This window comes from Anabaena sp. CCY 9910 (assembly GCF_963920875.1).
Taxonomy (GTDB): domain Bacteria; phylum Cyanobacteriota; class Cyanobacteriia; order Cyanobacteriales; family Nostocaceae; genus Trichormus; species Trichormus variabilis.
Map to the genome: position 1 here is coordinate 1 of NZ_CAWUDJ010000006.1, position 15,357 is coordinate 15,357.

12 protein-coding genes are annotated in these 15,357 nt (G+C 41.7%); 10 read left to right on the plus strand and 2 right to left on the minus strand.

Translation table 11 applies throughout. The annotated features are described in order from the left end of the window. Positions 1–215 precede the first annotated feature (215 nt). Positions 216–1,658, plus strand: a complete 1,443-nt coding sequence (locus ACM5QX_RS06930) for a cytochrome ubiquinol oxidase subunit I (protein ID WP_414752958.1) — start codon at positions 216–218, stop codon at positions 1,656–1,658. An 8-nt stretch (positions 1,659–1,666) separates the two neighbouring features. Beyond that, complete coding sequence (cydB, locus tag ACM5QX_RS06935; RefSeq protein ID WP_011318488.1) at positions 1,667–2,680, plus strand: cytochrome d ubiquinol oxidase subunit II; 1,014 nt, start codon at positions 1,667–1,669, stop codon at positions 2,678–2,680. A gap of 815 nt (positions 2,681–3,495) precedes the next feature. On the opposite strand, the gene ACM5QX_RS06940 is transcribed toward cydB, so the two are convergent. Beyond that, on the minus strand, positions 3,496–4,647 hold the full coding sequence (locus tag ACM5QX_RS06940; RefSeq protein WP_414752960.1) for an MbnH family di-heme enzyme: 1,152 nt from the start codon (positions 4,645–4,647) through the stop codon (positions 3,496–3,498). A 77-nt stretch (positions 4,648–4,724) separates the two neighbouring features. Then, positions 4,725–5,630 carry an MbnP family copper-binding protein gene (locus ACM5QX_RS06945; protein WP_414752961.1) on the minus strand — a complete coding sequence of 302 codons (906 nt, stop codon included), beginning with the start codon at positions 5,628–5,630 and terminating at the stop codon, positions 4,725–4,727. A 442-nt stretch (positions 5,631–6,072) separates the two neighbouring features. Here ACM5QX_RS06945 and ACM5QX_RS06950 point away from each other — a divergent pair, with 442 nt between their 5' ends. From ACM5QX_RS06950 to zwf, 8 genes are all read left to right on the plus strand, one after another. Further along, positions 6,073–6,993: a tetratricopeptide repeat protein gene (locus ACM5QX_RS06950; RefSeq protein ID WP_414752962.1), complete on the plus strand. Its 921-nt coding sequence runs from the start codon at positions 6,073–6,075 to the stop codon at positions 6,991–6,993. A gap of 365 nt (positions 6,994–7,358) precedes the next feature. Continuing rightward, the gene (locus ACM5QX_RS06955) at positions 7,359–7,571 is read left to right on the plus strand and encodes a hypothetical protein (protein ID WP_414752963.1); all 213 of its coding nucleotides are present in this window, start codon (positions 7,359–7,361) and stop codon (positions 7,569–7,571) included. A 184-nt stretch (positions 7,572–7,755) separates the two neighbouring features. Further along, positions 7,756–8,256, plus strand: coding sequence for a hypothetical protein (locus ACM5QX_RS06960; RefSeq protein WP_414752964.1), 501 nt, complete (start codon positions 7,756–7,758; stop codon positions 8,254–8,256). A gap of 200 nt (positions 8,257–8,456) precedes the next feature. Beyond that, on the plus strand, positions 8,457–9,182 hold the full coding sequence (locus ACM5QX_RS06965) for a tetratricopeptide repeat protein (RefSeq protein ID WP_414752966.1): 726 nt from the start codon (positions 8,457–8,459) through the stop codon (positions 9,180–9,182). 863 nt (positions 9,183–10,045) lie between these two features. Then, positions 10,046–10,330, plus strand: coding sequence for an RNA recognition motif domain-containing protein (locus tag ACM5QX_RS06970; protein ID WP_010998162.1), 285 nt, complete (start codon positions 10,046–10,048; stop codon positions 10,328–10,330). A gap of 863 nt (positions 10,331–11,193) precedes the next feature. After that, positions 11,194–12,243: a class 1 fructose-bisphosphatase gene (fbp, locus tag ACM5QX_RS06975; protein WP_011318491.1), complete on the plus strand. Its 1,050-nt coding sequence runs from the start codon at positions 11,194–11,196 to the stop codon at positions 12,241–12,243. Between the two features lie 206 nt (positions 12,244–12,449). Continuing rightward, entirely contained in the window at positions 12,450–13,595 is a 1,146-nt protein-coding gene (tal, locus tag ACM5QX_RS06980) for a transaldolase (protein WP_414752968.1), read from the plus strand. Between the two features lie 140 nt (positions 13,596–13,735). Next, complete coding sequence (zwf, locus tag ACM5QX_RS06985) at positions 13,736–15,265, plus strand: glucose-6-phosphate dehydrogenase (RefSeq protein ID WP_011318493.1); 1,530 nt, start codon at positions 13,736–13,738, stop codon at positions 15,263–15,265. The last annotated feature ends 92 nt before the right edge of the window (positions 15,266–15,357 follow it).

Here is a 15,357-nt window from a genome sequence, read left to right on the forward strand (position 1 = left end):
ATCAAATTGTACCTAGCTAAATCAATTCATCCCCTTATTCAGCAACGCCGAATTTAAAATAACTCAAATACTCCCCTAATTCTTTTAATAAAGTAAATTAGCGATCGCTCTTTGAGAAAAACTTTCTGGTTGACTGAGAAATGTTCTGTTACCATGCGACTGCGAACCCAAGATGCTACGCAGGTCAAGATTTAAACGAATTCAGAGGTTAGTTCATGAACTTTCTATCGGACACCGTTGCTTTATCGCGGATGCAGTTTGCATTGACGGCGATTTTTCATATGCTATGGCCTGTTCTCACCACTGGGATGGGGATTTATCTGGTTATTGTTGAAGGAATGTGGTTAAAAACACGCCATCCTGATTACTACCACCATGCCCGTTTCTGGGCCAAGCTGTATGTGTTGAATTTCGGGATTGGTGTAGCATCTGGTTTACCAATGGAGTTTCAATTTGGTACGAACTGGGCCCCGTTTTCTGAAGCGGTGGGCGACTTTTTTGGCAGCATTTTAGGCTTTGAAGCTTCGATGGCATTTATGCTAGAAGCCGGATTTCTGGGTATTATGCTGTTTGGCTGGGAGCGAGTAAACCCAGTGATTCACTATTTTGCCACCATTATGGTTGCCTTTGGTGCAAACCTATCTACCTTCTGGATTTTAGCGGCAAACTCTTGGTTGCAGACCCCAGCCGGCGGGGAAATAGTAAATGGGAAATTTGTTGTTGATGACTACTTTCAGGCAATTTTAAATCCCTTCATGGTCAACAGTGTCTCCCATATGTTTTTAGGGACGCTGGAAACTTCTCTGTTTGTAATTGGGGGAATTAGCGCCTGGTATATTCTCAACAACCGTCATCAGGCTTTCTTTGCCCGATCGCTCAAAATTGTCTTAGCAACAGCGATCGCTGTCACCCCATTACAAATCTATGTCGGACACCTCAGCGCTGAACAGGTAGCTGACTATCAGCCTACAAAACTCGCAGCGATGGAAGCTAAGTGGGAAACCTCTCCAGCCGGACAGCCTGCGCCCTGGAGTGTAGTTGCATTACCCAATAATCAGACTGAGCAAAATGACTGGGAAATCTCAATTCCCAACGGCTTAGGCTACATTTTGGAATTCAAAAAAAATCTGTCTAAACCCGTTCTGGGACTGAAAGAGTGGAAACCTGAAGATCGCCCCCGGATGGTGGGGTTGATTTATTACTCCTTCCGCATCATGAGTGGTATCGGCTTTTTCTTGGCTGGCTTGATGGGTATCAGTGTGATTCAATGGTTGCGAGGGAAGCTTTCACCAGAAGCGATCGCCCAGCAAAAATGGCTACTGCGAATCTGGATTTTGGCGGCTCCACTAGGCTACATTGCTGTAGAATCAGGCTGGATTGTGCGCTGTGTCGGGCGACAACCTTGGGTAGTTTATGGGAAAATTCGCACAGCAGAGGGCGTTTCCCACCTACCCGCGACTGAGGTTTTAACATCCTTGCTCATTTTTGCCTTAATTTATACAGCCCTGTTTATTTGTGCCTTATTCTTTGGTAGTCGGATTATTCGTCAAGGCCCCAACCTAGAGCTGCCGGTTCCTGGTATTGACACCCAACCAGCTGTAGAAACTACTCCGGCTGAATTTGTTCCAGATCAACGTCCTGTCGAAGCACAGCAATAGGTAATTGTATGGAGAATTTAGAACACTTTTTAGCCCAAGTATGGTTTGTCATCTTGGCTCTGTTTTTGTTTCTCTACGTCATGTTAGACGGGTTTGATCTAGGCGTAGGTATCCTGTCCCTCACCAGTTCTAATGAGGAGCGACGGGACATTTTAATGACGAGTTTGGGTAACATTTGGGATGCCAATGAAACCTGGTTGGTGTTGATGGGGGGTGCGCTGTTTGGGGCATTTCCCCTGGCTTATGGCACCATTTTGAATGCTCTCTACATCCCCATTTTTGGCATGATATTTGGCTTGATTTTTCGGGCTGTGGCCTTTGAATTTCGAGAGCATTCGACAAACAAAGTATTTTGGAATATAGCCTTTGGAGTTGGGAGTTTCATGGCGGCGCTGTTTCAAGGATTTGCCTTGGGGAGCATTTTAGAAGGCATTAAGGTGGATGAATCAGGTCACTTTATCGGTAGTATGTGGGACTGGCTCGATTGGCGATCGCTCTTAGTTGCCTTGACATTGATTCAAGGTTATGTGTTGATTGGCTCCACCTATCTCATCTTAAAAACTGAGGGAGAACTGCAAACATCCCACTACCGCACAGCAAAAATCGCTGCTTGGACAACCCTGATAGGTGCAATTTTAATTACCATCGCCACCCCTGTTGTGTATGAAAATGCCAGGGCAAAGTTATTTCACCAACCAGAAGTGTATCTATTTTCACTCATTCCTGTGTTAGGTGTGCTGCTAATTGGGTTATTGATTCAAAGCCTGAACCGCAAAGCAGAAACTACTCCCCTAGTTTGGACAGTGCTGCTTTTTCTACTTACCTTTGTAGGTTTGGGATTAGTTGTTTTTCCCTATATCATCCCTCCAGGTATTACCATTTATCAAGCAGCCGCAGCACCTAGCGCGTTAGTGTTCATGATTATCTTCATTGGATTTCTGATTCCCATTATGTTGTTCTACAACATCTACAATTACATTGTGTTTCGCGGGAAAGTTATAGGTACACATTATGGAGAATAAGTGATACCAATTTAAGCAATAATTGTTGATTTTTGTCCAAATTCCCAGATGTTAGTTTCTTCCAACCATATTACCTGCACAATCTAATTAGAGCGCAAATATTAATAAATAAGGGATACAAAGAAATTTGTATCCCTTAACTTTAGAGTAGGTACGTATGCACCTCTATATTTTAATAGGAAATACTTGAAGCAAATATGCTTTTTAGCATCACCTGATAATGAATCTAATGTCAAAAGACCAACTGTCAAACTTATATAAAAGTTAAGGATAATAAATTTTATATGATTAAAGTGTGCCAATATCCTACTTCAGCCCAATAATTTCGGTTGCGATTACAAACTGGGTTAAAACAAGCCCGGATGCACAGACGGAAGCTGGTACACTAGGGCTAAATTATACTTTTTCTCAGACTGAATTAGATATTATTCCCCATAATGACTACTAATACCAATTCAATTAATGATGGCAACACATCATCGGGTGAAGACGCGATAAATCGCGTCTCTACAGTTGGTTTATTTGTCGCGTTCTTTTCTCTAATTGATATAACTACTTTGCCCCGAAATACTATATATAGATAGGCATTGTAGAATAGCATAATCCGTACAAAAAAGCCTATGAAGGTAATCATCAAAACTTGAGAATTAAAGCAAGAAGCTGCCTTAAAAAATGGGCAAGCCAGAAATAATTATACCAATTTGAAAAAAGAATGTGACAGATATACAGCCTCAAATGCTTGTTCTATCTTGATTCTTAATTTTGAATTTTGTAGGCTTGCCTTCCCGTAGGGTATTTTGAATTTTGAATTGGTATTAGTTGGGATCACTAAAAGCCGGGTTATGAATAAATATTTCATCAGTTAAACTTTTTAGGAAAGCTATCAGGTCATTTTTTTCAGTTTCAGTTAATTCAAAACCGCTAATAAATTCACTCTTGAAAGGATTTTTGCTTCCTACTCCGGCAAACTTTCCTGTATGAATCGTTCTCCCACCTGCTTTATAGTGGTCGATAACTGCTTCTAGAGTAGGGATACTACCATCGTGCATATAGGGAGCAGTCAGAGCAATATTTCGCATAGTTGGAGCTTTGAAACGTCCCATATCGGAGGGTTGGGTAGTAATTTCATAAACACCAGTATTATCTGGTGGGTAAGCTCCTTTGCCGTCAATATTATATAGCCCAGTATTGTGAAAAGCGATTTCCACAAAAGCCAGGCGATCGTGCATTACTGAATCGCTAAAATTAATGCCACCATGACAATGAAAACATTCCAGACGTTCGCTGTTGAATAACTTTTCCCCCCGTTGAGCAGCTTTTGAAATAGCATCAGAGTCGCCACCGAAGCGATAACGATCATAGGGAGAGTTAATAGAGATTAAAGTACGTTCAAAAGCTCCTAAAGCTTTAGTTAGATTACTCAAGCTAATTGCTTCCTGACTTTCTCCAAAGGCTATTGCAAACATCTGTCGATATTTGGAGTCATCCCGCAGCATTGTTAATATTTGTTGTTCCCTTCCTACCATGCCCATTTCTACTGGATGTTCTCCAAACATTGGTACTAAAGCTTGAGTTTCCAACTTTGTCATCAAAGGGTTAGCCCAAGTTAATACCGGGTTGTAGCCAATATTAGCGAGACTCATGGAGTTACGGGGGTGTTTTTCACCAGTTGCGCCCACCGCCACCGTTTTCCCATCAGTAAAAGCCAAGGACTGAATATGGCAAGACGCACAAGAGAATTCACCCGTGATTGATAACCGCTTCTCATAGAAAAGATGCCTTCCCAACTCTATTTTTGGTGAACTCATGGGGTTATCGGCTGGGACAATTGGCTTTGGCATCCAAGCTGGGAGATTCCAGTCATATTCTGAATTCGGTGATGTGCCAAGTGTTTTACTCAGCCCCATTGAGAGACAAAGTGACAACAGACAAATCACTGCTAGGGTAAACAAACGAGTTAATTTCATGTGGGAATGCGGAGCAAGTTAAAGGCTAGGAAGAAGCAGGGGAGGCATCTTACCCAATCCCTATCCATATTTTCCCATCACTCAACTCTAAAGAATTTCTGTTTAGAAGCAGGGCGATCGCCAAATGGTAAACCAAAATTAGTCATAATGCCCACACAATCGCCATCATCGGGAGATGACATACAACCTGGAGCGGTATTTGGTTGGTTGATGGTTAAATTTGTGTTGCTTAACAACGCTGCTAAGTCTGCAACCACGATATTTTTGTTGGTGTCAAATTTAGTTAAGACAACCTTCACGGTATTGGGATTTTTACAAGATGAGGGTTTTTGACTACCTGTTTGAGCTTGACAACCAGTGCTACCCAAATGGATGGGGAACCCCTGCGCTTGATGATTGGGTTCACCATGTTTCGCGCCTGGGCTAGTGTGACGATGCTTCTCTAAATCAATACGAGCAAATTTGTAACCAAATCGCCAATTCCACCAGAGGGAGGTTAAATTTAGGGGTGATGGGGCGATGACGGAATCCTCATGATTGAGATGGAAAGGGATACCCAGAGTAAATTGCAGTCCTTGATATTGTCCTTTAGGTAATGTACCTATCACTTGATTACGTGTTTCTACTGTGCCGTTACTACAAGCACCGGATTTGTTTTCAAAGTCTAGCAAGGCGACATTTTGGTATTGCCATTTCCTATCCTGGGTTAAGGTTAGGGGTACAGCTTTACCTTTAGCATCGATTAAAGCTATATCAGATACATAGAAGCGAAAATCAGAGAGGGTAAATTTTTTCGCTGGTTTACCTAAAGTGTAGGTTTTGCCACATTCAAAAGGCTGTTGACCAACTTTGCTATTAAATCTAATTGTGACTTCTTGAGTTTCAGTAGTAGAAGCTAAACTGATGGCATAATTCCCCAGAATTGCGGTGCAGGGAATTGTGACTAATGTCAATACCGCTAATTTCGCAGACAACTGCATCATTTCACCTATGCGTTTAACAGTGAACAGTGAACAGTAAACAGTTATCAGTTAAATCCTTGACGAAACACCACACCAATTGGTGAAAAGCTTTGGTAGCGGGCTAAATCCCCCACCATTCCCCTGATAACTGATCACTGATAACTGATTTAAGATATCTTCCAATTCTCAGTAATGGATGATCTGCTGTCAAACGACCAATTGTCAAAGTAGAGAAGCGTTGAACTCATTAATTTTGACAAGAAAGGCAGAGGACAGAAGGCAGAAGGAAAAAAATGCTTGTCGGGTTCAAGCCCCACCCCTTGTGGGTAGCTATCTTTAATTTTGAATTTTGAATTGGAGCGAAGCGATTTGACATCATTTGACAGGTTGTCTTTTGACTATGCTAGGGATGACCATGAAAATAAAGTTGTGTAGTTGATCGGCTGTTGTTTCTCTTCATTTCATGAACCGATTCATCTTGAGTTTTAGTATTGCTGTGACGTTTGCTTGTCTTGTTTTCGCTGCACCTGCACACTCATTATCTACAGTGGAAGAGCCAAATGCAGCAAGTGTATTTCTCCAGTCGGGAATAGAGAAATTGTTGCATGGTAATTACCAAGAAGCTATTGAAAATTTTAATGAGGCGATTGAGTTACGGAAGGATTTTGCGCCGGCTTATAGCGATCGCTGTTTAGCTTATCTAGAATTAGCAGCTTATCAAAGTGCGATCGCTGATTGCAATCAAGCTCTCAAATTAACTCCTGACAATGTGGAAGCACATCTTAATCGGGGACTAGCATACTACAGGCTAGGGGAATATAGACAAGCGATCGCTGACAATAACCAAGTTATTGTTCTCAAGCCTGATGATTTTAGAGCTTACTATAACCGAGGTATAGCCCAGGCAATGTTGGGGAATCATCAACAAGCTATCTCTGATTACAATCTAGCGTTAATCACTATTCCCCAAACATCTACGTTCCGCCTAGCAGATATCTACAACGACCGAGGATTGGCTTGGTTTGAGTTATCAAATTTGCCAAGTGCTATGGATGATTTCTCCAAGGCAATTCATCTCAATTCCCATGACTATAGAGCTTACTATAATCGTGGTTGTGCTTGCGGTAGAAGCAGCGATAACTCTTGTGCCATTAGAGATTTTACAGCATCACTTCAGCTTCAGCCTGACAATGCCCAAGCCTATCTGAATCGAGGTATAGCTAATCATCAACTGGGTCATGAACGAACAGCGATCGCAGACTTACAAAAAGCTGTAGAATACTTTGCCCAAGAGGGAGCAACTACAAACTATGAAAAAACTTTAAACCTACTGAAAAATTTACAACAACAACTCTCATCGCAGTTAGAAATTGCTCTCATCTAGAATGGTATTGAGAAGTGACAATAACACCAGCAAAGCGAAATCACAAGTTTCCTTGAAAATATAAATCAAGTTAAGTTTGACAAAATGTCGTTTGACATAAGTAGTAATTTTACTTATTCTCACGGTATTTACTTTGTGGTGTAATTTACCGTCAACGGTGTGAGGAATGAGGTGAAACAACATAGTTTATTCACTTATCTATGGCTAGCTTCTACCATATCAATTTTGAAAGCCACTGGAAACACCTTACTATAACGCTAGTTTGACCTACGGCAGTTATAACTTTATTCATCCTACCTAAGCAAGCAAGCTACAATCTACTAATTATTGGACTGATTCTCACACTTGTTATCTCAATCACGTTTTTGGCTGCTAGTTATTGCGATCGCATTTATTTTGTCCATCATGGCATAATCAAGGCAGTAGGAACGCCTCAAAACTTACTGCAACCTAGTTTAATTCGTGAGGTATTTGGTGTAGGTTCAACAGTGGAAATCGACCAAAGTAATGGTAAATTACACATCAGCTTTTTTTTAGATACGAAAATAGAGAGCAAGAGGAATTTTCTTACTTCTTGAATCTTGCTACTTTATCTATATTTTTTCATCAGGTAAGTCTGCTTGTCAATTGGGTTTGAGATGCGTTAACCCTAACAGTAGACATCGTTATAATATTATCGAAATAAAGTAATTTCACGGAAGAATATACTTAAAAAATATTTTAAGCTTGAGAAATAAAATTGTTTGTTACTTTCACGCAACCATGCTCAAATACTCAAATTTGCTGTTAGCAATCATAGGGATTTTCTGCATATTTAATCACTCAGAAATACAATCTACTCAAGCTCAAGCACCAGCCAAAGCTAAGCTAACTTACAAAGATAAATTTGATCGACATACCAGTTTTGTAGATGAAAACTGTGTACGTCCAGAACAGCGTAGATTCGAGGGTCTAGAATATGAACTGTGCCGGATGGAAGATATTCCCACCAGAGTTAGTATAGAAGGGCCAGAGGGGGAAAATGGACCAACGGCTTACTTCTATGGTGGCAAGCTATTTGCATTTAGAGATACTGGTAGTGGTCAAGCCTGGATGTTTCAAGACGGAAAATTAATTGCGGAAGTGGAAGTGGGCTTTGTTGCCCCAGAATACAATAAAATCACAACTCAATTTCCCCCTAAAATCCGTCAGGAATATACTACTCGATCAATAGAGTCTACCCGAAATATGCTGAAGGTTTTTGGCTCTAATTTTAATCTGTAAAAATAGTTCGTAAAAAGTTTTTAGTATTTAGAAAATGCAACGTAATGGTCTCGATTTTATCAACATCAAATAATTTCAATTGACAATCGATAAATTACGTAAGATTGACCATGTACAGGATACATGATTTTCTGATCTAGCTACCCAACGCTAGGAATACTCATTTTACATACCATCTCAAATATCAAAATTGTGGAGAAATGATGATACCAAAAACATATAGATTCATCGTACCAAGCTGCTTAGGAATTTCAACCATATTGGTGTTACTAAACACAGGTGTAAATCAAAAAGCGATCGCCAATACTTCCTCACAGAATATATCTCCGGTAATCGTTTCCCAGGCTCAAACAACGACCGACCCGTTGGTAGAACTGGGAATTACAAGGCAAGAACTCGAAAAAGCTCTTGCTGAATCCGATGAAGCGATTAAGCTCAATCCCAATGATGTGGATGCTTATTTAGGTCGGGCAATGATGCGTTATTTCTTAAAAGACTATGCAGGTGCAATTTCTGATTACGATCAAGCTATCAAACTCCGACCACGACCAAAGGACGTTTCTGTATATTCCAATAGCGGCAAAGCTCACGCTGAATTAGGCGACCACAAAAGTGCGATCGCAAAATATAACACAGCCCTCAAAATCGATCCAAATGGAGTTTTTAGTTTATTTATCTACAATGATAGGGGTCTTTCCTATCTGGCTTTAGGGGATACTAAAAGTGCGATCGCAGACTTTAATCAAGCAATTCAACTCGCTCCTGAATCCGCAGACTCCTACTATAATCGAGGTCTTGCTCAACGTCGTTTAGGTCAAAAGCAAGCCGCTATTGCTGATTTTCAAAAAGCAGCAAAATTCTATCAAGCAAATAACAAAACTGAGGAATATAAAAGGACTTTGAAGCAATTAGAAGAGCTTCAGTAAAGAACTGTCCACAACTATAGGACTTACGCACTGAACCAAAAAACCCTTCTGAGGGTGGTCAGTAGTCAATAGTCCACAGTCCAAAAACCTTGATTTCGACTATTGACTATGCCCAAGGAATTTACTTTTCCTACATATCTGCGGACTGATGCAGCCTTATTTCATGGCGGCGATCGCTCAATTCTTCCACACGCTACTTAATTGCCAATGATATTATATCTGCGTACTACTACAGTGGCAGCGCCAAAAAAGTAACATTTAAAACCATCACAGCCCAAACATCAGGCTATCAAGGTATTAAGCCTTGATTAAGCTGTTACGCATTTAAATTGTATATTCCACACTCAGGTTGTCAAAAGTCCACAGTCCAGAGTCCAAGCTAGCCTTTGACTCTGGACTCTTGACTATGGACAGCCCTGACGCAAGAATATTTGATTTAGGTGCGTATCACCTTATCGCTCTTTTGTGAACTTGGAAGCGATCGCCCCCCACATCACAATTATAAAATCTTCATTACGGAATCAATAGATAAAAATATTTTTTCTCTAACCCTGATTGAATAACCAAATGACAAACGAGGTTTTCCGGCTTTTGTTTCCTGTTAATCAAACATATAAGACTTGCTAATTTTATTTGCGAGATATTGTAAAATCTCTCACTTTGAAAATTATCATGATCAGTTATTATATGAGCGTATGCCTTAGTTCAGTCGCAGGGCAGGTTTAGTTGGAGTGAATGCCAGCAACAATCATTGCTGCACAACAACATTTACCCTCTGTAACTAAAAAAGACTATGCAATATTTGCTGAAGACTTTTTTATAGCTGAACTAGCCTCTCTTTGTTAAGAATTACGTGATCCCACATGACTATCTACGTTGGAAATCTCTCATACCGCGCCACCGAAGCAGACTTAAAAGCCGTATTTGCAGACTACGGCGAGGTCAAAAGAGTTGTATTACCTACAGACCGTGAAACCGGTCGGATGCGTGGTTTTGCTTTTGTTGAAATGAATGAAGATGCCCAAGAAGATGCAGCTATCACCGAATTAGATGGCGCAGAATGGATGGGTCGTCAACTGAGAGTCAATAAGGCTAAACCGCGAGAAGATGACCGACGAGGTAGTTGGGGTAAAAAACAAGATTATTAATCAAGAATAGCCACAAACAGAAGCAAAATTTATTCTGTTTGTCAACACACATAAGGCTGATCAGTTACAACGCTTTTAAATTACATACTGACTTGTATGGTTTGTTGACATTTGACGGTTATACCAATTCAATTAATCATTGCAACACATCATTGGGTGAAGACGCGATAAATCGCGTCTCTACGGATGGTTTATTTGTCGCATTCTTTTTTCAAATTGATATTAACTGTCAATAACCAACACGAAAAGATGTGCAAGTTAAAGCAAAGGTAGCTTATTCGCTGGAAATATCTCGCACAATGGAATAAAAATTCAATAATAAATCCGACTAGTGGTGATTTCCCCAAAAATTATCCTACTAGCCGGATTTTCTTTACCTCCGGGACTTCCGGGCAAAAAAATATCCAAAATTCAGGGTGCGCTACTTATGAGGAAATTTAGCTGTACCAAGAAATTATTCATACTGACGCACCCTACTAACCGTCAATTTGGCATAATTTATTTTTTGGTGTTCCCTTAAATGATCTACATCTAATGCAGAAGGGTTATAAGAATGAACCTTTCAATTAAAAGTAATTGATGCCCACCCTACAAAACTCGTCGTCATATTGATGCAATATGTTAACAGTCGTACTTAAGATGCCAATCGAGTAGATAACACAAAATAATAAGTACACTTACTCAGCCTTATGCTTCTACTTGCCGCAACTCTCCCCAGCTTAGCAAGCGTAAAATCTCGATTTCTTTAGTTTATCTAAAATCACATCTAGGTTATCAAATTACCTTTCTAAGATAGAAGCAGCAACTATGTGTTGCCACGCAAACTTGATCCAACTAACAGCAGTCACAAGAAAGTACATAACATGGCTAAAGCCTCAGAATCCTTGGATTTGTCTGTCAACGAGTCTACAGACAAAGCTCTAGACCGCGATTGTACAACCTTATCCCGTCACGTCCTCCAACAACTCCAAAGTTTTTCCGCAGATGCACAAGATTTAAGTGCGCTGATGAACCGGATTGCTTTAGCTGGTAAATTAGTTGCCCGTCGCCTTAGCCGCGCTGGTTTAATGGAAGGGGTTCTCGGATTTACTGGGGAGGTGAACGTACAAGGGGAATCCGTCAAAAAGATGGATGTCTATGCTAATGACGTGTTTATCTCCGTTTTTAAGCAAAGCGGCTTAGTTTGTCGTCTTGCATCTGAGGAAATGGATGAACCATACTATATTCCCGAAAATTGCCCCGTAGGTCGTTATACCTTACTGTACGACCCCATAGATGGTTCCTCAAACACAGATACCAATCTCAGTTTGGGTTCCATTTTCTCCATCCGTCAACAGGAAGGTGATGATAGTGATGGCCAGGCTAAAGACCTCCTCACCAATGGACGCAAACAAATTGCGGCGGGTTACATTTTATATGGGCCTAGCACGATGCTAGTTTATACAATGGGTAAGGGAGTTCACTCATTTACCCTTGACCCCAGTTTAGGAGAATTCATCCTCAGTGAGGAAAATATCCGCATTCCCGACCACGGCGCAGTTTACAGCGTGAATGAAGGTAACTTCTGGCAATGGGAAGAATCAATGCGGGAATATATCCGCTATGTTCACCGTACAGAAGGCTATACTGCTCGTTATAGTGGTGCGATGGTGAGCGATATCCATAGAATTTTGGTACAAGGCGGTGTGTTTCTCTACCCAGGGACAGTTCAAAACCCTGAAGGTAAATTACGGTTGTTGTATGAATCTGCTCCCCTAGCCTTTTTAATTCAACAAGCTGGTGGTCGGGCAACTACAGGATTAGTAGATATCTTAGATGTTGTACCGAAAAAACTACATCAACGTACACCTCTGATTATTGGCAGTAAAGAAGACGTAGCCAAGGTTGAATCATTTATTCAGAATGGTCATTAAGAGCCAGGGAGTAGGGAGCAGAGGAATAAATTTTTACTCATAACTCAGCACTCAGCACTTTCTCAGCTAAATGTGAGAGATTATCTCAGCTGGCCGATGTAATAAGTGATAGACAAAGCAAAAATGCAAAAGTAACCATCAATACTTTGATGTGTTATGTCGAAGTCACTTAAAACATCTTTTACGGGGTGAAACAAACTGTAGCTATGGCCACCAATCATTTATTGGAGATTAAAAATTACGGTCAAAGTATCTGGATGGATAACTTGAACCGTGACATTATTCAATCGGGTGAACTCAAAAATCTAGTTGAAAATCAAGGGATTTGTGGGATTACCTCTAATCCAGCGATTTTTGAAAAGGCGATCGCCGATAATGTCATTTATGATGCTGATATCGAAGCTGGTGTGCGTGTGGGATTACCCACATACAAAATTTACGAATCCCTAATTTTTGCAGATATCCGTAATGCCTGTGATATCTTACGCCCTGTATATGAAGCCTCGAATAAATTAGACGGTTATGTGAGTATCGAAGTACCACCGACCATTGCCCATGATACACAAGCGACAATTAACGAAGCACGCCGTTATTATCAAGAAATTGGGCGGGAAAATGTGATGATTAAAATCCCCGGTACTGAAGCCGGGTTACCAGCTGTAGAACAGGTAATAGCTGAGGGTATTAACGTTAACGTTACCCTGCTATTCTCGGTTCAAAGCTATATCAACACAGCTTGGGCATATATTCGGGGTTTAGAAAAACGCCTAGCTGAGGGTAAGGACATCAGCCAAATTGCTTCTGTTGCTAGCTTCTTCCTCAGTCGCATTGATAGCAACATTGACGGAAAAATTGATGCCAAACTAGCCCGTGGCGTTGATGATATTAGTTTAGAAGCAAAACTGGTGGCTGTAAAAGGTAAAGTAGCGATCGCTAATGCCAAGATTGCTTATCAAGAATACAAAAAAATTATTGAGAGCGATAGATGGGAAGCCCTAGCAGCCAAAGGGGCAAAAGTGCAAAGATTATTATGGGCAAGTACTAGCACCAAAGACCCCAACTACAGCGATGTCATGTATGTCGATGAGTTAATTGGCCCCGATACTGTCAACACCTTACCACCAGCAACCATTACCGCTTGTGCCGACCATTGCGAAGTCGCTAACCGTGTAGAAACAGGAGTTGCAGAAGCCTACCAATTGATCGAAAGCCTCAAAGACCCAGACATCAACATCGATATTAATGCCGTGATGGACGAATTGTTAATCGAAGGCATTAACAAATTTGTCCAGCCCTTCCAGTCCCTTATGAACTCTTTAGAGGGCAAAGTCAAGCTATTGTCACCAGTATAGGGACTGGGGATTAGGAAGAGGCCGGGGGCAGGGAGCCGGGAGCAGGGGAGAAAACATTTACCTGCTCCCAATCCCCAATCCCCAGTACCCAATCCCCAGTACCCAATCCCCAAACCTCCATCTAAAATCCCAAAACTGTTATGGTTAGTCTCCTAGAAAATCCCTTGCGCGTTGGTCTGCAACAACAAGGGATGCCCGAACCCCAAATTATAGTCATCTTTGGCGCTTCTGGTGATCTTACCTGGCGCAAACTCGTCCCCGCACTTTACAAATTGCGCCGGGAACGACGCATTCCCCCGGAAACTACCATTGTTGGCGTAGCCCGTCGGGAATGGAGCCACGAATACTTCCGCGAACAAATGCAAAAAGGCATGGAAGAGGCTCATAGCAGTGTCGAACTTGGAGAACTATGGCAAGATTTTTCTCAAGGTCTGTTCTACTGCCCTGGAGATATAGATAACCCGGAAAGTTATCAAAAACTCAAGAATTTGTTAAGCGAATTAGACGAGAAACGAGGTACACGGGGAAACCGGATGTTTTACCTCTCCGTCGCCCCTAACTTCTTCCCTGAAGCTATCAGACAATTAGGGGGAGCAGGAATGCTAGACGACCCCTACAAACATCGTCTAGTCATTGAAAAACCTTTTGGTCGAGATTTGGCATCAGCCCAAAGCCTCAATGCAGTTGTGCAGAAGTATTGCAAAGAAAACCAAGTCTACCGCATTGACCACTACTTGGGTAAAGAAACAGTTCAAAACTTGTTGGTATTCCGCTTCGCTAATGCCATTTTTGAACCCTTGTGGAATCGTCACTTTGTTGACCACGTACAAATTACCGTCGCAGAAACCGTAGGCGTGGAAGACCGGGCTGGTTATTACGAAAAAGCCGGCGCATTGCGGGATATGTTGCAGAACCACCTGATGCAGCTTTATTGCCTCACAGCAATGGAAGCACCAAACTCAATGGATGCTGATAGTATCCGTACAGAAAAAGTAAAAGTGTTACAAGCTACTCGTCTAGCTGATGTACACAACCTATCACGTTCAGCCATACGCGGACAATACAGTGCTGGCTGGATGAAAGGTCAACAAGTCCCTGGGTATCGGACAGAACCAGGAGTTGATCCCAATTCCTCCACACCTACTTATGTAGGTATGAAGTTTTTAGTTGACAACTGGCGTTGGCAAGGCGTTCCTTTTTACCTGCGTACTGGCAAACGGATGCCGAAAAAAGTCAGTGAGATTTCCATCCACTTCCGCGATGTACCTTCTCGGATGTTCCAATCTGCCGCGCAACAAAGAAACGCCAACATTTTAGCCATGCGGATTCAACCAAACGAAGGTATTTCCTTGCGTTTTGATGTGAAAATGCCAGGAGCCGAATTCCGCACCCGTTCCGTAGATATGGATTTCAGTTATGGTTCCTTTGGGATTGAAGCTACTTCCGACGCTTACGATCGCCTATTCTTAGATTGTATGATGGGCGACCAAACATTATTCACCAGAGCCGACGAAGTAGAAGCAGCTTGGCAGGTAGTCACCCCCGCCCTTTCTGTTTGGGACTTACCCACAGACCCAGCCACCATTCCCCAGTACGAAGCCGGAACCTGGGAACCAGCAGAAGCAGAATTTCTGATTAACCAAGATGGTCGTCGCTGGCGCAGACTTTAGGGATAGGGACTGGGGATTGGGGATTAGGGATTGGGGTCTGGAGAATAGGTATTGCTTATTGATTTTCCTATACCCCTACACCCTTACACCCC